This window comes from Pantoea sp. USMM079 (genome assembly GCF_037153115.1).
Classification (GTDB): Bacteria; Pseudomonadota; Gammaproteobacteria; order Enterobacterales; family Enterobacteriaceae; genus Pantoea; species Pantoea communis.
Map to the genome: position 1 here is coordinate 43,614 of NZ_JBBCKX010000013.1, position 19,356 is coordinate 62,969.

The window sequence follows — 19,356 nt, forward strand, 5'->3', positions numbered from 1 at the left end:
TCATCTGTGTGTAAAATATTCACTGCTAATATTGAACTTGTGGATAACTTTGTCGTCCAAGTAGCACAGATTGCTTTTGGTTTTTTCGCGACGTTGACATAATGTAACGTCTGCGCAAAATACCGCGCAGCAAGTCCATTGAATTTGTGAGGGTTTGAATGACCAAAGAAATGCAAACTTTAGCGATTGCGCCTCTGGGTAACCTGGAATCTTATGTCCGGGCTGCCAACAACTGGCCGGTATTAACGGCAGAAGAGGAGAAGGCATTAGCGGAGAAACTGCATTACCAGGGCGATCTGGATGCAGCTAAGACGCTGATCCTGTCTCACCTGCGCTTTGTTGTTCATATTGCTCGTAACTACTCCGGTTACGGCCTGCCACAGGCGGACCTGATTCAGGAAGGTAACATCGGTCTGATGAAGGCGGTGCGTCGCTTCAACCCTGAAGTTGGCGTGCGTCTGGTGTCATTTGCCGTGCACTGGATCAAAGCAGAGATTCACGAATACGTGCTGCGTAACTGGCGTATCGTGAAAGTCGCGACCACGAAAGCCCAGCGCAAGCTGTTCTTTAATCTGCGTAAAAGCAAACAGCGTCTTGGTTGGTTTAATCAGGATGAAGTGGAGATGGTTGCGCGCGAGTTGGGCGTGAGCAGCAAAGATGTCCTCGAGATGGAATCTCGTATGGCCGCGCAGGATATGACTTTCGACATGTCTTCGGATGACGAAGCTGGCGAAGGTAAGCCGATGGCACCGGTACTCTATCTGCAGGATAAAACCTCAGACTTTGCCGACGGCATTGAAGAGGATAACTGGGATGCGCACGCTGCTGATAAGCTGAGCGATGCCATGCTGAGCCTTGATGAGCGCAGCCAGCACATCATCCGCGCCCGTTGGCTGGATGATGAGAACAAAACCACGCTGCAGGAGTTGGCCGACAAATATGGCGTCTCTGCAGAGCGTGTGCGTCAGCTGGAAAAGAACGCCATGAAGAAACTGCGTATGGCGATTGAAGCCTGAGAACCATCAGGTGAAAAACGGGGCGACTTTATAGTCGCCCTTTTTATTTGCACGCAGTCCGTAGCCGCGCAATGTATTGCGCATCAGTCACCAACCCTGGCGCTTCAGGACAGCGCGATAAATCGCGCCGTTACGTGTCCGCAATAATTAGCGCACCCAGCCATCGGCCTGCGCGCGAAAACCACAGGCCTGCATAAAGGCCGCGCGCACACTCTGATCGTCGTCGCCGTCATCGGCTACCCACCAATCTGCCAGCGCGCGATTCTGCGCGATAGTCTCTTCCAGCAAATATTGCCCGACTCCACGGCGGCGCGTCACTTCGCGCACGGTGAGGTGTGAAATCTTCCCCTGCGTGCCACAAATCTCCAGCTGCAACCCGCCCAACAGACGATCGTTAAACCTTGCCGCATACAACCGCTGCGTCTCGCTTAATGCAGCCTCAAGTTGCGAAATATCGATCTGCGACCAGACTTTAGCTAAATCCAACCGATCCTGCGGCGTGAGTGCGGTGATTCGCTGAATAGTGAGCTTCATTACCCTTACCTGTACTGCCAGAAAGGCCATAGTGTAGCGAATTTAGACAGTCAGCGTGCTGTCACTTTTTTGCGATGAAAATAGGTCAAATGCCAGCCACTTTGCCAGGATTGTGGAGGAAGCCATCAATGTTGGCTGAAAAAGCCAGCATAACGCGCTGGCATTTTGGCTAAAAACCGGCCATAAAAACCAGATGATTCTGCTGTGCAACGCGACTAATACTGAATATGTCAGTTGATTTACAGAAGAAAGTTCCTGTTTAATAACCTGAAAAATAAAGCCTTATTACCAATAAATGCCAGAAAAGAGCGCTAACTCATTATTCTTGAATCAGTTTTCCTCTTTGACTGGCAGAAAATAAACCAAACACAACGACACACGACACAACAGATGGGGAAGTTCGCATGAAAATGAGTAAAGGACGCGCATTACTGGCGGGTTGCGTTGCGCTGGCGCTGAGCCACGCGGCACTGGCGAAAGATATCAAGATTGCCATCGTTGGCGCAGCAACTGGTCCGGTTGCACAATACGGTGATATGCAGTTCACCGGTGCAGCGCAAGCCATTAAGGACATCAACGCCAAAGGTGGCGTGAACGGTGACAAACTGGTTGGCGTGGAATATGACGACGCCTGTGACCCGAAACAAGCGGTTGCAGTGGCCAACAAAGTGGTTAACGACGGCATCAAGTATGTGATCGGCCACCTGTGCTCCTCTTCTACTCAGCCTGCTTCCGACATCTATAACGATGAAGGCATTCTGATGATCACCCCAGCGGCAACCGCACCAGAGCTGACCGCGCGTGGCTATGCAGATGTGCTGCGTACTACCGGTCTGGATTCCGATCAGGGTCCAACCGCTGCTACTTACATTCTCAATGAGATCAAACCAAAACGTATCGCTGTGGTGCATGACAAGCAGCAGTACGGTCAGGGCCTGGCAGAGTCGGTGCAGAAAACCCTGAAAGCCAAAGGCGGCAATGTGGTGCTGTTCGAAGGTATCACTGCGGGCGATAAAGATTTCTCAACCCTGATTGCGCGTCTGAAGAAAGAGAACGTCGATTTCGTTTACTACGGCGGCTACTACCCAGAGCTGGGCCAGATTCTGCGTCAGGCAAAATCAGCCGGTTTGACTGCGGGCTTCATGGGGCCAGAGGGCGTGGGCAACGCCTCACTGTCTAACATTGCCGGTGATGCATCTGAAGGCCTGTACGTCACCTTGCCGAAACGTTATGACCAGTTGCCAGAGAACAAGGCGATTGTTGAAGCCATCAAAGCCAATACCGCGTCTAACCGTAAAGATCCAACCGGTCCGTTCGTCTGGACCACCTATGCGGCCATTCAGTCGCTGGTGGCCGGTATTGAACGTAGCAAGAGCGCTGAGCCAGATGCCATTGCTAAAAACCTGAAAGAGGGCGCAGCGGTTCCAACGGTGATGGGCAACCTGAACTGGGATCAGAAAGGCGACCTGAAGGGCTTCGAATTTGGTGTCTTCAAATGGCACAAAGACGGTTCCTCTACCGCTGTTAAGTAATTCCCAACCTTAAATAGATTGGCCCTCTCTTTTGCCGGAGAGGGCTGGGGGAGGGACAGCGCGTACCGTCTTGATGAGATCCCGCGCGCCTGTTCCCTCACCCTAACCCTCTGCCAAAAGGGAGAGGGGATTTTTAGTCCACATGCAGGTCCTCACTATGTCCGAGCAGTTTCTCTATTTCATTCAGCAGATGTTCAACGGGGTCACCCTCGGGAGCACTTACGCGCTGATCGCCATTGGTTACACCATGGTTTACGGCATCATCGGCATGATCAACTTCGCCCATGGCGAGGTGTATATGATCGGCAGTTATGTCTCCTTTATTGTGATTGCCGCCCTGATGATGATGGGTATCGATACCACGTGGCTGATGATTGCCGCCGGGTTCGTGATGGCGGTGATCATCTCCAGCGCCTACGGCTGGAGCATTGAGCGCGTGGCGTATAAACCCGTGCGCTCCTCTAAGCGCTTGATCGCGCTGATTTCGGCTATTGGGATGTCGATCTTTCTGCAGAACTACGTCAGTCTGACGCAAGGTTCGCGCGATCTGGCGTTGCCAAGCCTGATTACCGGCCAGTGGACGCTGGGCGAGAGCAACGGCTTTGCTGCCACGCTCTCCACCATGCAACTGGTGATTTGGGTCGTGACCTTCCTCTCGATGCTGGCCCTGACGCTGTTTATTCGTTATTCACGTATGGGCCGCGCCTGCCGCGCCTGTGCGGAAGACCTGAAAATGGCCAGTCTGCTGGGGATTAACACTGACCGCGTGATTTCACTGACCTTCATTATTGGTGCGGCGATGGCGGCGGTGGCGGGCGTGCTGCTCGGCCAGTTCTACGGCTCCATTAACCCGTTCATCGGCTTTATGGCCGGGATGAAGGCGTTTACCGCTGCGGTATTAGGCGGTATCGGCAGTATTCCGGGCGCGATGATTGGTGGTCTGGTGCTGGGTATCGCGGAAGCGCTGACCTCGGCGTATCTGTCGACCGAATACAAAGATGTGGTGTCGTTCGCGCTGCTGATTGTGGTGCTGCTGGTGATGCCGACCGGGATTCTGGGCCGTCCGGAGGTGGAGAAAGTATGAAACGCCTCGGACTGGTCAACGCCGTGATTTCAACGGTGATGTTATTGATTCTCGCCACCTTCTTTATGGGCGTCCGTCTCGATCTGGACGGTACCAAACTGGTGGTGGCTAACGCCGGGGCCGCACGCTGGAACTGGATTTTCATCGGCTGTGCCGTGGTGTTTGTTTTCCAACTGCTGCGTCCGCTGTTCCATGGCAAATTCAAACGCAGCGGTAAAGGCTTCGTGCTGCCGGGCTTCGATGGTTCGACGCCAAAGCAAAAGCTGGTGATGGCGCTGTTGATTGTTGCTGCGGTGCTGTGGCCGTTTCTGGTGTCACGCGGCAGTGTCGATATCGCCACATTAACGCTGATCTACGTGATGCTCGGTCTCGGCCTCAACGTGGTCGTCGGTCTTTCTGGCCTGCTGGTGCTGGGCTATGGCGGTTTCTATGCCATCGGCGCTTACACCTTCGCGCTGCTCAATCACTATTACGGCTTTGGCTTCTGGGAAAGTCTGCCGCTGGCGGGGATTGTCGCCGGTGCGTTTGGTCTGATGCTAGGCTTCCCGGTGCTGCGTCTGCGCGGTGACTATCTGGCGATTGTGACGCTCGGCTTCGGTGAGATCGTGCGTATTCTGCTGCTCAACAGCACCTCTATTACCGGCGGTCCAAACGGTATCGCGCAGATTCCTAAACCAAGCCTGTTTGGCATTGAGTTTGGGCGTCGCGTCAGTGAAGGCGGCTGGACTACTTTCCATGAGCTAACGGGCCTGCAGTACGATCCTAACCACCGCGTAATCTTCCTCTATCTGGTGGCGTTGCTGCTGGTGGTGCTGACGCTGTTCGTCATCAACCGATTGCTGCGTATGCCATTAGGCCGTGCGTGGGAAGCGCTGCGTGAAGATGAGATCGCCTGTCGTTCATTGGGACTCAGCCCAACACGCATCAAGCTGACCGCTTTCACCATCAGCGCCGTGTTCGCCGGTTTTGCTGGCACGCTGTTTGCCGCACGTCAGGGTTTTGTTAGCCCGGAATCCTTCACCTTCGTCGAATCAGCCTTTGTGCTGGCGATTGTGGTACTGGGCGGCATGGGTTCGCAGTTTGCGGTGATCCTCGCGGCCGTGCTGCTGGTGGTGTCGCGCGAATTGATGCGTGATCTGAACGAGTACAGCATGCTGGTGTTGGGTGGTTTGATGGTGCTGATGATGATTTGGCGTCCGCAAGGATTGTTGCCGATGAAGCGCCCACACCTGAAGTTGAAAAGCAGTAAACAAGGAGAGCAGGCATGAGTCAGCCTTTGTTAGCCGTTGAAGGCTTGATGATGCGCTTTGGCGGGCTGTTGGCCGTCAACAATGTGGCGCTGGAACTGCATCCCCAGGAAATCGTGTCACTGATCGGGCCGAACGGTGCCGGTAAAACCACGGTGTTCAACTGCCTGACTGGTTTTTACAAGCCGACCGGCGGTACCATCAAACTGCGCGATCAGGAGTTGCAGGGCCAGCCAGGCCAGAAGATTGCGCGTATGGGCATCGTGCGTACTTTCCAGCACGTGCGACTGTTCCGTGAGATGACGGTGATTGAAAACCTGCTGGTCGCGCAGCATCAGCACCTGAAAAGTGGCGTGTTCTCCGGCCTGTTCAAAACCCCGGCGTTCCGTCGCGGGGAGAGTGAAGCGCTGGATCGTGCTGCCACCTGGCTGGATCGCATCGGCCTGCTGGAGCTGGCCAATCGCCAGGCGGGCAACCTCGCTTACGGCCAGCAGCGTCGTCTGGAGATTGCGCGCTGCATGGTGACGCGTCCGGAAATCCTGATGCTGGATGAGCCTGCCGCAGGACTTAACCCACGCGAAACCCACGAACTGGACGAACTGATTGCCGAACTGCGCGGTGAGCATAAGGTCTCGGTGCTGTTAATCGAACACGATATGAAGCTGGTGATGGGGATTTCTGACCGCATCTATGTGGTGAACCAGGGGACGCCGCTGGCTAACGGTACGCCGGAAGAAGTGCGTAACAATCCGGATGTGATCCGTGCTTATTTAGGTGAGGCGTAATATGGCAAACCCAATTTTAACGTTGCAAGGGGTGAGTGCCCATTACGGCCCGATTCAGGCACTGCACAACATTAACCTGCACATCAGTCAGGGTGAAATTGTCACCCTGATTGGGGCTAACGGCGCGGGTAAAACCACGTTGCTCGGCACCCTGTGCGGCGAACCGCGTGCCACCAGTGGCACTATTATCTTCGACGGCAAAGAGATCACCGACTGGCAAACCGCCAAAATCATGCGTGAAGCGATTGCGATTGTGCCGGAAGGCCGCCGCGTATTTTCCCGGATGACGGTGGAAGAGAACCTGGCGATGGGCGGCTTCTTTGCCACGCGTCAGCAGTATCAGGAGCGCATTGAGCGGGTGTATCAGTTGTTCCCGCGTCTGGCTGAACGTAAAGTGCAGCGCGCGGGCACCATGTCCGGTGGTGAACAGCAGATGCTGGCGATTGGTCGTGCGCTAATGAGCCAGCCGCGTTTGCTGTTACTCGACGAACCTTCTTTAGGTTTAGCACCGATTATTATTCAGCAGATTTTCGATACGATTGAACAGTTGCGTAAAGAGGGCATGACCATTTTCCTGGTGGAGCAAAACGCCAACCAGGCGCTGAAGCTCGCCGATCGCGGCTACGTGCTGGAGAACGGTCATGTGGTGCTGGAAGACAGTGGTGAAGCGCTGTTGTCCAACGAAGCGGTACGCAGCGCTTATCTGGGCGCCTGACCTGGCTTACTTGCCAGCTTGCGGTTGGGCAGTGCTCGCCATCCTCACGTACTAAGAGTACGTTCCGGTGGCTGTGCGCTGTCCGCCCGCAATCTGGCTGCGCCGCCGACGGTCTGATAAAAGGTGCGGTCTGACTGCAACGCTGGCGGTCTAAACAGTGGCTCAAGTTTGAGATAACTTGTGCCACTTTAAACTTTCTAATACGCGCAATCTCCGTCACATTCCCGTCATAAACCTGTTATTAATCCGTCATTTCCCCGTGTCATGTTACTTCGCGAACAAAAAAATGCGTGATATCGCGCGTACCTAACAGCACAGGAAAAAACTTATGTCCGCTTTTACGCTTCGTCCCCGCCTGATGAGTGTTTTGCTTGGTCTGGCGCTCAGTGGTAACGCGCTGGCTGCCACTGACATTCCTTTCTGGCACTCAATGGAAGGCGAGTTAGGCAAAGAAGTCGATTCTCTGGCACAACGTTTTAACCAGGCTCACCCAGAATACAAAATCGTACCGACTTACAAAGGTAACTACGAGCAGAGCCTGGCAGCGGGTATCGCTGCTGTGCGTACCGGTAAAGCACCGGCGATTCTGCAGGTTTACGAAGTGGGTACGGCGACCATGATGGCTTCAAAAGCTATCGTGCCTGTGCATGACGTGTTTAAAGACGCGGGCGTGCAGATGGATCCAAAACAGTTCGTGCCAGCGGTTGCAGGTTATTACAGCGACAGCAATGGCCAGCTGATCTCTCAGCCGTTCAACAGCTCAACCCCAGTGCTGTACTACAACAAAGATGCCTTCAAGAAAGCCGGTCTGAACCCAGACCAGCCGCCTAAAACCTGGCAGGAACTGGCAAAAGACGCCGACGCACTGCGTAAAGCGGGCATGACTTGTGGTTACGCCAGCGGCTGGCAGGGTTGGATTCAAATCGAAAACTTCAGCGCCTGGCATGCACTGCCGGTTGCCACCAAAAACAACGGCTTTGACGGTACCGATGCGGTATTGGAATTCAACAAGCCGGTTCAGGTGCGCCACATCCAGATGCTGGAAGACATGAACAAGAAGGGTGATTTCACCTACTTCGGTCGTAAAGATGAGTCTACCGCTAAGTTCTATAACGGCGACTGCGGCATCACCACGGCCTCATCCGGTTCACTGGCGGATATCAAGCATTACGCGAAATTCAACTTCGGCGTTGGCATGATGCCTTACGACTCAACTGTGCCTAACGCACCGCAGAACGCCATCATCGGCGGCGCAAGCCTGTGGGTGATGAAAGGCAAAGATGCCGACACCTATAAAGGCGTAGCAGAGTTCATGAAATTCCTGGCTCAGCCAGAAATCGCCGCAGAATGGCACCAGAAGACCGGTTACCTGCCAATCACCACTGCTGCATATGAGCTGACCAAGCAACAGGGCTTCTATGACAAGAACCCAGGCGCAGACATCGCCACGCGTCAGATGCTGAACAAAGATCCACTGCCGTTCACCAAAGGCATGCGTCTGGGCAACATGCCACAGATTCGTACCATTGTGGACGAAGAGCTGGAAGGCGTGTGGACGGGCAAACAGGCTCCACAGGCTGCACTGGATAACGCTGTGAAGCGCGGAAACGAACTGCTGCGTCGTTTTGAACAGCAAGTGAAGTAATTCCGTTGTCTCGGGGCTGGCGCATGGCGTCAGCCCCGATTTCTCTTTTGGCGAGTCTGCTATGTCCTCATCACGCCCCGTTTTTCGCTCCCGTTTTTTGCCCTATTTGCTGGTGGCACCACAACTGGTGATTACCGCTATTTTCTTCCTGTGGCCGGCCGGTGAAGCGCTGTGGTATTCGCTGCAAAGCATCGATCCCTTTGGTATTTCCAGCACCTTCGTCGGGCTGGATAACTTCAAACGCCTGTTCAGTGACAGCTATTATCTCGACTCTTTCTGGACCACCATCGAATTCAGCGCACTGGTTACGGTGTGCGGCATGACCTTCTCGCTGCTGCTGGCGGCGCTGGTCGACTACGTGGTGCGTCTGAAAAAATTGTACCAAACGCTATTGCTGCTGCCTTACGCCGTTGCGCCGGTCGTTGCGGCGGTGCTGTGGATGTTCCTGTTCAACCCCGGCCTCGGCCTGTTCAGCCATCTGCTGAACCAGATTGGCTATAACTGGAACTACGCGCAAAACAGCGGTCAGGCGATGTTCCTGATCGTGCTGGCATCCATCTGGCAGCAGATGAGCTACAACTTCCTGTTCTTCTTTGCCGCACTGCAATCGATCCCCAAATCGCTGGTGGAAGCGGCGGCGATTGACGGTGCTGGGCCGGTGCGTCGCTTCTTCAATCTGTCACTGCCGCTGATCACCCCGGTGAGTTTCTTCCTGCTGGTGGTCAACCTGGTGTATGCCTTCTTCGACACCTTCCCGGTGATCGATGCCGCGACCGGCGGCGGTCCGGTGCAGGCCACTACCACGCTGATCTACAAAATTTATCGCGAAGGCTTTACCGGTCTGGATCTCTCATCCTCTGCCGCGCAATCCGTGGTGCTGATGCTGCTGGTGATTGGCCTGACGATCCTGCAATTCCGCTTTGTCGAGCGTAAGGTGCAATACCAATGATTGAGAATCGACGCGGGCTGGATATCTTCAGCCATACCCTGCTGGTGCTCGGTGTCCTGACCATTCTGTTCCCGCTGTACGTGGCGATAGTCGCCGCCACGCTGGATAACGAAGCGGTGTATCAGGTGCCGATGACCTTAGTGCCCGGCACACATCTGTGGGACAACATTTCGCGCATCTGGACCCAGGGCGTCAACGGCAGCGGTCCGGCCTTTGGCATGATGATGCTCAACAGCCTGATCATGGCGCTCGGCATTACGGTGGGTAAAATCGCGGTATCGATGCTCTCCGCGTTTGCACTGGTGTGGTTCCGTTTCCCGTTGCGCTCACTGTTCTTTTGGCTGATCTTCATCACCCTGATGCTGCCGGTGGAAGTGCGTATCTTTCCGACGGTAGAAGTGATTTCAAACCTGCACATGCTCGACAGCTACAGTGGCTTAACCCTGCCGCTCATGGCTTCAGCAACTGCGACCTTCCTGTTCCGCCAGTTCTTTATGTCGCTGCCGGATGAGCTGATTGAAGCGGCGCGCATTGATGGCGCCAGCCCGATGCGCTTCTTCTGGGACATCGTTTTGCCACTGTCCAAAACCAACCTCGCGGCGCTGTTCGTGATCACCTTTATCTACGGCTGGAACCAGTATCTGTGGCCGCTGTTGATCATCAACGATCCCAGTCTCAGCACGGCGGTCGCCGGGGTGAAAAGTATGATCAACACCAGCGGTGGGCCGACGCAGTGGAACGAAGTGATGGCGGCAATGTTATTAACCCTGATCCCACCGGTGGTGGTGGTACTCGTGATGCAACGTGCCTTTGTGCGTGGCCTGGTGGAGAGTGATAAATAAATGGCAGGCGTAACCCTTCAGACCGTCACCAAATCGTATGACGGCAAAAATCAGATCATTCAGCCACTGAATATCACCATCAACGATGGCGAATTTATGGTGATGGTGGGCCCTTCCGGCTGCGGCAAGTCGACGCTGCTGCGCATGGTGGCAGGCCTGGAACGTGTGACTTCCGGCGATATCTACATCGACGACAAACGCGTCACTAACATGGAACCGAAAGATCGTGGCATCGCCATGGTGTTCCAGAACTATGCGCTTTATCCGCACATGACCGTGGGTGAGAATATGGCCTATGGCCTGAAAATTCGCGGCATGGGTAAAGAGCAGATCGATCAACGCGTAATGGAAGCCGCGCGCAGTCTGGAACTGGATCACCTGCTGTCACGTCGTCCGCGTGAGCTTTCCGGTGGACAGCGCCAGCGTGTGGCAATGGGCCGCGCCATCGTGCGTGAACCAGCGGTGTTCCTGTTCGATGAGCCGCTGTCGAACCTCGATGCGCGCCTGCGTGTGCAGATGCGTCTTGAGCTGCAACAACTGCACCGTCGCCTGAAAACCACCAGTCTGTATGTGACGCACGATCAGGTAGAAGCCATGACGTTGGCCCAGCGCGTGATGGTGATGAACAAAGGCGTGGTCGAGCAGGTCGGCACGCCGGTGGAAGTGTATGAGCGTCCGGCGAGCCAGTTTGTGGCGTCGTTTATCGGTGCACCGGCAATGAATCTGCTGCCAGGCCAGATCAACAGCGACGGCACGCGCTTTACGCTCGATGCGCTTAATAGCTTGCCATTGGGCGAGAGCAAAGCGAAGTGGGCGAATCGTCCCCTTACGTTGGGCATCCGTCCTGAGCATCTGGTGCTCAGCTCGCAAGCAGCGGGCGGCATTCCATTAGTGGTCGATACGCTGGAGATGCTGGGTGCGGATAATCTCGCGCACGGCCGCATCGGCAACACTCGCCTGGTCGTACGTTTGCCGCACAGTGAGCGTCCGCAATCGGGCAGCACCTTATGGCTGCAACTGCCGCCAGATGCGTTACACTTCTTCGATTCAACCCATGGAAAGCGTCTGGAATGAGTGTAGAAAATTGGCCATACCCACAGATCGTCGCCCATCGCGGCGGCGGTAAACTGGCTCCGGAAAATACGCTGGCGGCAATAGATGTCGGCGCGCAGTACGGTCATACCATGATCGAGTTTGATGCCAAGCTGTCGGATGATAAACAGGTGTTCCTGCTGCATGACGATACGCTGGATCGCACCAGCAACGGCTGGGGTGTGGCGGGCGATCTCTCATGGAGTAAACTATCGCAGCTGGATGCGGGTAGCTGGTACAGCCGTGAGTATGAAGGCGAGCCGCTGGCACTGCTGCGTGACGTGGCCGATCGCTGCCGCCAGCATCAGATGATGGCGAACGTTGAGATCAAGCCGACCACCGGCAAAGAGGTGGAAACCGGACGCGATGTGGCGTTGGCCGCGCGAGAACTGTGGCAGGGGCAAACGGCGCCGCTGCTCTCTTCCTTCTCTTATGAAGCACTGGAAGCGGCAATGCAGGCGGTGCCTGAGTTGCCACGCGGATTGCTATTGGATGAGTGGCGCGAAGATTGGTTGGCGCTGACGAGCGCGCTGGATTGCGTCTCTATCCATCTCAATCACAAACTGCTGGATGCCGAACGCACCGCGCAGCTGAAAGCCGCCGGATTGCATATTTTGGCGTACACGGTGAATCAGCCCGCGCGAGCGCGCGAGCTGCTGAGTTGGGGCGTCGATGCCATCTGTACTGACCGCATCGACATTATCGGTCCCGACTTCCGTTAATTCTGGTTTTGCTGCTGGCCCGGCTGTTGCTGAATCATGCGCTGCTGGGCGCTATCCCTTCGCTCCTGCATTTTCCGCTGTAACTCCTGATTCTGCTGCTGCTGATCCTGTTTCAGCTTCAACTGTTGTTGTTGCTGCTGAGTCTGCATTTGCGACTGCATGCGCTGCTGGCTCGGGTTATAGCCAGGCTTGTTCGGGTCATTTGTGCTGTTCAGCATATTTGCCATGCTGCTTAACGGCAGCAACGCAGCGATAACGATTAGCCATTTTTTCATGGTCTTCCTCCATTAATGCAGCCTGCTGTGTGCTGTCGCCATCAATATGGCAACAATGGCTGCTGTCATAAGTTTATGCGATGTCACAAAGTCCTGAACCAGGAGTGCGCCGAATTTGGCTTACTGCTACGCTTTTTATCGTGTTTGCAAACACTTGCATCAAAAAATAACAAATGTAAATAATCGCAAAGGAAGATCGCAAATGAGACTAAAGGGCAGCGTGCGTCAGGTTGGCTGGGCATTATTGATGAGTTTTACCGTGGTACAGGGGGCGTTTGCCGCGCCCGCCAGCGCGCCACCGGTGTCATACGGCGTGGACAGTGACACCTTCCATCCGGTGAAGGCGCAGCACGGTATGGTGGCGTCGGTGGATGCGATAGCCACCCAGGTGGGCGTCGATATTCTGAAGCAGGGCGGTAATGCCGTAGATGCGGCCGTTGCAGTGGGCTTCGCATTAGCCGTCACTCATCCACAAGCCGGTAATCTCGGCGGTGGTGGCTTTATGATGCTGCGTACCGCATCGGGACGCACCACGGCGATCGATTTCCGTGAAATGGCGCCAGCGCGTGCCTCACGCGATATGTTCCTCGATAAGCAGGGTAATGCCGATCCGAAGTTGTCGCTCACTTCTCACTTAGCCTCCGGCACGCCGGGAACTGTTGCTGGATTTGCGCTGGCGGCACAAAAATACGGCACGCTCCCGCTGAGCAAACTGCTTGCTCCGGCGATTAAGCTGGCGCGTGAGGGCATCATTGTTAACGATGCGCTGGCGGACGATTTGGCGACCTACGGCAAAGAGACGCTGATCAACCATGACAACAGCCGGGCGATTTTCTACAAAGCAGACGGTAAGCCGTATCAAAAAGGCGAGCGTCTGGTGCAGAAAAACCTCGCTCATAGCCTGCAGTTGATTGCGCAACAAGGGCCGGATGCGTTCTACAAAGGCAAAATTGCCGATGAGATCGCCGGAGAAATGGCACAGCATGGCGGATTGATTGGCAAACCGGATCTGGCCGCCTACCGTGCGGTAGAGCGTAAACCGGTCAGCGGCACCTATCGCGGCTATGAAGTGTTCTCAATGCCGCCACCGTCTTCAGGTGGGATTCACATCGTGCAGATCCTCAACATCCTGGAGAACTTTGATCTGGCGAAGTGGGGCTTTGGCAGTGCGGACGCTATGCAGGTGATGGCGGAAGCGGAAAAATACGCTTATGCCGACCGCTCGGAATACCTTGGCGATCCGGATTTCGTCAAAGTGCCGCAGCAGGCGTTGACCAGCAAAGCCTACGCCAAAACCCTGGCGCAGCAGATTGACGTCAACAAAGCGCGTCCTTCCAGCGAAATTAAACCGGGCAAGCTGGAGCCGTACGAAAGTAACCAGACCACCCACTTCTCGGTGGTGGATAAAGACGGCAACGCAGTGGCGGTGACTTACACCCTGAATACCTACTTCGGCAGCGGGATTGTTGCCGGGCAGAGCGGTATCCTGATGAACAACGAAATGGATGACTTCTCCGCTAAGCCGGGCACACCAAACGTGTATGGTTTAGTGGGCGGCGAGGCGAATGCGGTGCAACCGGCTAAACGTCCATTGTCATCGATGTCACCGACTATCATTGCCAAAGACGGCAAAACCTGGCTGGTGACAGGTAGCCCTGGCGGCAGCCGTATTATCACCACCGTGCTGCAAATGGTGGTGAACAGCATCGATTTCGGTATGAACGTGGCGGAAGCGACCAATGCGCCGCGTTTCCACCATCAGTGGTTGCCGGATCAGTTGCGCGTGGAGAAAGGCTTTAGCCCGGATACGCTGCGTTTGCTGGAAGCTAAAGGTCAGCATGTAAAAGTGATGCCCGCGATGGGCAGCACGCAGAGCATTATGATTGGGCCGGACGGCATGCGCTATGGTGCTTCGGATCCGCGCTCGGTGGATGATTTGAGTGCCGGGTATTAATTTAGCGTAATAAAGTGCGCCGCTACCGCCTCAGTACGAGTTGTAGCGGCGCGATTCATCGCGCAAGTTATTTTAATCGCGCCATGTAATGCGTATCAATCATCTCGCCGTCGCGCATGGCAAAACGCTTCGCCGTCCCTTCGATCTCAAAGCCAAACTTCTGATAAAGACCCATCGCTTTATGGTTATCAGCGAACACGGTTAACTCGATTCGTGTCACTTGTAGCCAGTTGTCACACAGGTCAATCATCGCGGCCATCAGCGCCGAGCCTACGCCGCGACGGTGAAAGGCGGGATCAACGCCCATGCCAAAGGTAGCGGCATGGCGACGTCGTGCGACAGATTGCACTTCTAGCGTGATTTGCCCAGCCAGTTGATCGTCAATCATTGCCACTAGCATATGCACACCCGGACGTGGATTGCTAAGGCGTTCCTGCCATAGCGTGGGTGACTGGTGTGGCAGTTGCAATGTATTCGCCTGCGTCTCCGGTTGGCTGTAGAGACGTGTTAGTGCAGCAGCATCTTCTGGGATTACGTGGCGAATGACGATCTGACTCATAAAGCGACTCCTTGTGCAAAGTGAATAAAATCCCCTTTAACATCAAGGAATTCTCGCAAGTCGTCAATCGAAAATAATTCTCAAAAGGGGTTTACAGACGCGAATGATAATGATTATTATTGTCATGCGGACCGGGAACGTCTCCTGACTACCGGGTAAGCACGACATTGCTCACATTGCTTCCAGTGTTTCTTAGCCAGCTCGGGTGCTGGCTTTTTTTTTGCCTGCTATTTGCCTCTTTCATCCTCATTGTCCGATCACCGCCAAAACGTTCAGCATTTTTGAACAGAGGCGTGAAGTTTTTCAGCTATCAATCAATCTCTCTCAAGCCCACACTGTAAAAAACATTGAGGAGAATTGAACATGATCTACGTACGCAAAGCAGAACAACGCGGTCACGCTAACCACGGCTGGCTCGATAGCTGGCACACGTTTTCCTTCGCCGATTACTACGACGCCAACTTCATGGGCTTCTCGGCCTTGCGCGTCATCAACGAAGACGTGATCGATGGCGGCCAGGGTTTTGGTACTCATCCGCATAAAGATATGGAGATCCTGACCTATGTGCTGTCTGGCACCGTAGAACATCAGGACAGCATGGGCAACAAAGAGCAGATCCCCACGGGCGAGTTCCAGATCATGAGCGCCGGTACTGGCGTGCGCCATTCAGAGTACAACGCCAGTGACAAAGATCCGCTGCATCTGTATCAGATCTGGATCATCCCAGAGCGCAAAGGCATTGAGCCGCGCTATGCGCAGCGCCGCTTTGAAGACGTGAAAGGACGCCAGTTTGTGCTGTCTCCGGATGAGCGTGAAGGATCGCTGAAAGTGTTCCAGGATATGACCTTGTCGCGCTGGGTGTTTGCCGAAGGTGAAAGCGACGCGGTGACTGTCGAAGCGGGTCGTCGTGTGTGGATTCAGGTGGTAAAAGGCCTGGTGAGCGTCAATGGCGAGCAGGTAGGCACCAGCGATGCGCTGGCGATCTGGGATGAAAGCGCGCTGACCATCAACGCTGACAGCGATGCAGAGATTCTGCTGTTTGATCTGCCGCCGGTGTAACAGCCTGTCAATAAATCGTGCAAGGTTGCCCTCTATGGCGACCTTGCATTTTTTGCCGACTTTTCGTTGGGTGCGTACCGATGTGCACAAAATCAGAGCGTGAATTCATGGTTTTCCGCAAAGCCTGAAATTGAAAAAAAAATGATAGACTCATCGTATCTCTGACCTCAGGCGCATACGATGAAGAAGAAAAGGCCGGTACTACAGGACGTTGCCGATCGCGTCGGCATCACAAAAATGACCGTCAGTCGCTACCTGCGAAACCCCGATCAGGTCTCTGCGGCGCTGCGCGATAAGATCGCCGTCGCACTGGATGAACTCGGTTATATCCCCAATCGCGCCCCCGATATGCTCTCCAATGCCACCAGTCGCGCCATCGGCGTGCTGCTGCCTTCGCTCACCAACCAGGTGTTCGCCGACGTGTTACGCGGCATTGAAACTGTCACCGATGAGGCCGGTTATCAAACGCTGGTGGCGCACTTTGGCTATAACGCTGATAAAGAGGAGCTACAGCTGCGTTCGTTACTGGGCTGGAACATCGATGGCGTTATCCTGACCGAACGCACCCACACGCCCGGCACGCTGCGTATGCTGGAAGTGGCCGGCATTCCGGTGATTGAGATGATGGATTCGGTGACGCCGTGCCTCGATATGGCGGTGGGCTTCGATAACGTCGAAGCGGCGCGCCAGATGACGCATGCTATTCTGAAAAAAGGCCACCGCCACACCGTTTATCTTGGCGCGCGTCTTGATGAACGTACTCTGCAAAAACAGCAGGGCTACGAAAAGGCAATGCGTGAAGCCGGGCTCACCCCGCACAGTGTGATGATGGAAGATGCTTCCTCCTTCAGTGCCGGCGCGCAGCTGCTGCGTGAGGCGCAGAAACGCTATCCCGAAACCGACAGCCTGTTTTGTACCAACGATGACCTGGCGGTCGGCGCGATGTTTGAGTGCCAGCGTCAGGGGTTAAACGTACCTGCGCAAATGGCGATTGCCGGATTCCACGGCCACGATATTACGCAAGTGGTCACGCCGCGCCTGGCCACGGTGCTGACCCCGCGTGAGCGCATGGGACGCGAATCGGCTGCGATGCTGCTGGCGCGCATCGGCGGCGACCGCAGCGTGACCGAGCCGCTGGATGTCGGGTTTGAAATTGCAGAAGGTGGCAGCATCTGATTTTGGCGATTATTTGAGTCAGTTCACACTTTCGTGCTTTTCCACCTAACAAGGGTTGCCAGTCCTGCAGTGGCCTCCGACAATGATAATCAAATTTGTTATCGGTAACATTGGCAGTCAACCTGCCGGAGCGCAAAACCATGACCACGCCATCTCCATCGCACCACGTTTTTATCCTGATGGGCGTTTCCGGCAGCGGAAAGTCTGCTGTCGCTAATCAGGTTTCTCATCAGTTGAGCACGGCATTTCTGGATGGCGATTTCCTGCATCCGCGTAGCAACATCATGAAAATGGCCGACGGTCATCCGCTGGATGATAACGATCGCCAGCCGTGGCTGCAGGCGCTGAATGATGCCGCCTTCGCCATGCAGCGCACCCAGGCTATTTCGATTATCGTCTGCTCTGCGCTGAAAAAGTCCTACCGCGACATCCTGCGACAGGGCAACCAAAACCTGAAATTCATCTATCTGAAGGGCGATTTCGAAACCATCGAATCGCGTCTGAAAGCACGTAAAGGTCACTTCTTTAAGCCGCAGATGCTGGTGACGCAGTTTGAGACCTTGCAAGAGCCTGGGGCTGACGAGCCCGATGTACTGGTGGTTGATATCAATCATTCACTGGATGAAGTCGTTGCGGCCACGGTTGCGACCATTGAGGAAGCAACCAACAAGGGTTAGTAATGAGTACCGCAACGCTGGTGTTAACCGCAGCAGGCTCCGTCCTGCTGCTGCTGTTTTTGGTGATGAAAGCGCGTATGCACGCCTTTGTCGCCCTGATGTTAGTCTCAATTGGTGCCGGTCTGTTCTCTGGCATGCCACTGGATAAAATTGCTGACACCATGCAAAAAGGCATGGGCGGAACGCTCGGATTTCTCGCCATCGTGGTGGCATTGGGCGCGATGTTCGGCAAAATCCTGCATGAAACCGGCGCAGTCGATCAAATCGCTATCCGCATGCTGAAAGCCTTTGGTGAAAACCGGGCGCACTACGCGATGGGGATTGCCGGGCTGATCTGCGCGCTGCCGCTGTTCTTTGAAGTGGCGGTGGTCTTGCTGATCAGCATCGCCTTTGCCGTGGCGCGTCGTACCCATGGCAACTTAGTGAAGTTGGTCATTCCACTGTTTGCTGGTGTGGCGGCCTCTGCGGCGTTTCTGCTGCCGGGGCCGGCCCCGATGCTGCTGGCTTCCCAGATGCACGCGGACTTTGGCTGGATGATCCTGCTGGGCCTGTGTGCAGCGATTCCCGGTATGCTCATTGCGGGTCCGCTGTTTGGCAATTTTATTGCCCGCCATGTCAGTTTCAGTGCGCCGCCGGAAGATCATCAGCCAGAAGTGGAAGAGGGTAAGCTGCCGTCGTTTGGCTTCAGCCTGGCACTGATCCTGTTCCCGCTGCTGCTGGTGGGCCTGAAAACCATCGGGGCGCGCTTCACCTCACCGGATTCACGTCTCTACGAGTGGCTGGAGTTTATCGGCCATCCGTTTACGGCGATCCTGCTGGCGTGTCTGGTAGCGATTTACGGTCTGGCCTATCGCCAGGGAATGGACAAAGAGAAGGTGATGCAGGTGTGCGGCAGTGCGCTGCAACCGGCAGGCATTATTCTGCTGGTGATCGGTGCGGGCGGTGTGTTCAAGCAGGTGCTGGTGGATTCTGGCGTCGGCCCGGTATTGGGGCACGCGCTCACTGGCGCCGGGATGCCGATTGCGCTGGCGTGCTTCATCCTTTCCGGTGCGATCCGTGTGATTCAGGGATCGGCGACCGTGGCCTGTCTGACGACCGTGGGCCTGGTGATGCCAGTGATTGAACCGTTGCACTACAGCGGCGCGCAGTTGGCGGCGCTGTCGATCTGCATCGGGGGTGGCTCCATCATTATTAGTCACGTCAACGATGCCGGTTTCTGGCTGTTTGGCCGCTTCACCGGTGCAACGGAAGGTGAAACGCTGAAAACCTGGACGCTGATGGAAACCATTCTGGGTACCACCGGTGCCATTGTCGGGATGATCGCGTTCACTCTGCTGTCGTAAGAATTTTTAGGTGCGCCGCAATGCGCACCCTATAAAATTCACCTATCCGCACGGCAGGTTGCCATTGATGGCGACCTGACCGAATAGCACAGCCGATTGGTCGCGCATGTATGACGATGTGGCTGCATCCCGCAGCCGTTGATCATCGCA

The 19,356-nt window shown here is 55.1% G+C and carries 19 protein-coding genes; 16 read left to right on the plus strand and 3 right to left on the minus strand.

Annotated elements, in window-relative coordinates:
• Positions 1-158 precede the first annotated feature (158 nt).
• A complete protein-coding gene (gene rpoH / locus WFP70_RS16835; RefSeq protein WP_034827057.1) occupies positions 159-1,016 on the plus strand; it encodes an RNA polymerase sigma factor RpoH in 858 nt (285 codons plus the stop codon).
• A 147-nt stretch (positions 1,017-1,163) separates the two neighbouring features.
• On the opposite strand, the gene panM is transcribed toward rpoH, so the two are convergent.
• On the minus strand, positions 1,164-1,550 hold the full coding sequence (gene panM / locus WFP70_RS16840; RefSeq protein WP_058960046.1) for an aspartate 1-decarboxylase autocleavage activator PanM: 387 nt from the start codon (positions 1,548-1,550) through the stop codon (positions 1,164-1,166).
• 404 nt (positions 1,551-1,954) lie between these two features.
• Between panM and WFP70_RS16845 the strand changes: the two genes are divergently transcribed.
• From WFP70_RS16845 to ugpQ, 10 genes are all read left to right on the plus strand, one after another.
• Entirely contained in the window at positions 1,955-3,082 is a 1,128-nt protein-coding gene (locus WFP70_RS16845) for a branched-chain amino acid ABC transporter substrate-binding protein (protein ID WP_337023889.1), read from the plus strand.
• 157 nt (positions 3,083-3,239) lie between these two features.
• On the plus strand, positions 3,240-4,166 hold the full coding sequence (gene livH / locus WFP70_RS16850; RefSeq protein ID WP_034827036.1) for a high-affinity branched-chain amino acid ABC transporter permease LivH: 927 nt from the start codon (positions 3,240-3,242) through the stop codon (positions 4,164-4,166).
• Positions 4,163-5,434: a high-affinity branched-chain amino acid ABC transporter permease LivM gene (locus tag WFP70_RS16855; protein WP_058960048.1), complete on the plus strand. Its 1,272-nt coding sequence runs from the start codon at positions 4,163-4,165 to the stop codon at positions 5,432-5,434. Before livH ends, WFP70_RS16855 begins: the two co-directional genes overlap by 4 nt.
• Entirely contained in the window at positions 5,431-6,198 is a 768-nt protein-coding gene (livG, locus tag WFP70_RS16860) for a high-affinity branched-chain amino acid ABC transporter ATP-binding protein LivG (RefSeq protein ID WP_034827032.1), read from the plus strand. Before WFP70_RS16855 ends, livG begins: the two co-directional genes overlap by 4 nt.
• A 1-nt stretch (position 6,199) precedes the next feature.
• Entirely contained in the window at positions 6,200-6,913 is a 714-nt protein-coding gene (gene livF, locus WFP70_RS16865; RefSeq protein ID WP_034827030.1) for a high-affinity branched-chain amino acid ABC transporter ATP-binding protein LivF, read from the plus strand.
• A 328-nt stretch (positions 6,914-7,241) separates the two neighbouring features.
• Positions 7,242-8,558 carry a sn-glycerol-3-phosphate ABC transporter substrate-binding protein UgpB gene (gene ugpB, locus WFP70_RS16870; protein ID WP_034827028.1) on the plus strand — a complete coding sequence of 439 codons (1,317 nt, stop codon included), beginning with the start codon at positions 7,242-7,244 and terminating at the stop codon, positions 8,556-8,558.
• A 61-nt stretch (positions 8,559-8,619) separates the two neighbouring features.
• A complete protein-coding gene (gene ugpA / locus WFP70_RS16875; RefSeq protein ID WP_034827026.1) occupies positions 8,620-9,507 on the plus strand; it encodes a sn-glycerol-3-phosphate ABC transporter permease UgpA in 888 nt (295 codons plus the stop codon).
• Positions 9,504-10,349 carry a sn-glycerol-3-phosphate ABC transporter permease UgpE gene (gene ugpE / locus WFP70_RS16880; protein WP_034827014.1) on the plus strand — a complete coding sequence of 282 codons (846 nt, stop codon included), beginning with the start codon at positions 9,504-9,506 and terminating at the stop codon, positions 10,347-10,349. Before ugpA ends, ugpE begins: the two co-directional genes overlap by 4 nt.
• Entirely contained in the window at positions 10,350-11,423 is a 1,074-nt protein-coding gene (locus tag WFP70_RS16885; RefSeq protein WP_058960051.1) for a sn-glycerol-3-phosphate import ATP-binding protein UgpC, read from the plus strand. It abuts the gene before it with no gap.
• The gene (gene ugpQ, locus WFP70_RS16890) at positions 11,420-12,163 is read left to right on the plus strand and encodes a glycerophosphodiester phosphodiesterase (RefSeq protein WP_337023890.1); all 744 of its coding nucleotides are present in this window, start codon (positions 11,420-11,422) and stop codon (positions 12,161-12,163) included. Before WFP70_RS16885 ends, ugpQ begins: the two co-directional genes overlap by 4 nt.
• Here ugpQ and WFP70_RS16895 read toward each other — a convergent pair.
• Positions 12,160-12,438, minus strand: coding sequence for a DUF2756 domain-containing protein (locus tag WFP70_RS16895; RefSeq protein ID WP_097118926.1), 279 nt, complete (start codon positions 12,436-12,438; stop codon positions 12,160-12,162). The genes ugpQ and WFP70_RS16895 overlap by 4 nt on opposite strands.
• A 202-nt stretch (positions 12,439-12,640) precedes the next feature.
• Here WFP70_RS16895 and ggt point away from each other — a divergent pair, with 202 nt between their 5' ends.
• Complete coding sequence (gene ggt, locus WFP70_RS16900; RefSeq protein WP_058960054.1) at positions 12,641-14,392, plus strand: gamma-glutamyltransferase; 1,752 nt, start codon at positions 12,641-12,643, stop codon at positions 14,390-14,392.
• A gap of 67 nt (positions 14,393-14,459) precedes the next feature.
• Here the strand turns inward: ggt and WFP70_RS16905 are convergent, their stop codons facing one another.
• The gene (locus WFP70_RS16905; RefSeq protein ID WP_058960055.1) at positions 14,460-14,951 is read right to left on the minus strand and encodes a GNAT family N-acetyltransferase; all 492 of its coding nucleotides are present in this window, start codon (positions 14,949-14,951) and stop codon (positions 14,460-14,462) included.
• Between the two features lie 363 nt (positions 14,952-15,314).
• Between WFP70_RS16905 and WFP70_RS16910 the strand changes: the two genes are divergently transcribed.
• The 4 genes from WFP70_RS16910 (at position 15,315) to gntU (ending at position 19,206) form a co-directional block, all read left to right on the plus strand.
• Entirely contained in the window at positions 15,315-16,010 is a 696-nt protein-coding gene (locus WFP70_RS16910; RefSeq protein WP_337023891.1) for a pirin family protein, read from the plus strand.
• 180 nt (positions 16,011-16,190) lie between these two features.
• A complete protein-coding gene (gene gntR / locus WFP70_RS16915) occupies positions 16,191-17,186 on the plus strand; it encodes a gluconate operon transcriptional repressor GntR (RefSeq protein ID WP_034826990.1) in 996 nt (331 codons plus the stop codon).
• A gap of 140 nt (positions 17,187-17,326) precedes the next feature.
• Positions 17,327-17,863, plus strand: a complete 537-nt coding sequence (gene gntK, locus WFP70_RS16920; RefSeq protein WP_034826988.1) for a gluconokinase — start codon at positions 17,327-17,329, stop codon at positions 17,861-17,863.
• A gap of 2 nt (positions 17,864-17,865) precedes the next feature.
• Entirely contained in the window at positions 17,866-19,206 is a 1,341-nt protein-coding gene (gene gntU, locus WFP70_RS16925) for a gluconate transporter (protein ID WP_337023892.1), read from the plus strand.
• The last annotated feature ends 150 nt before the right edge of the window (positions 19,207-19,356 follow it).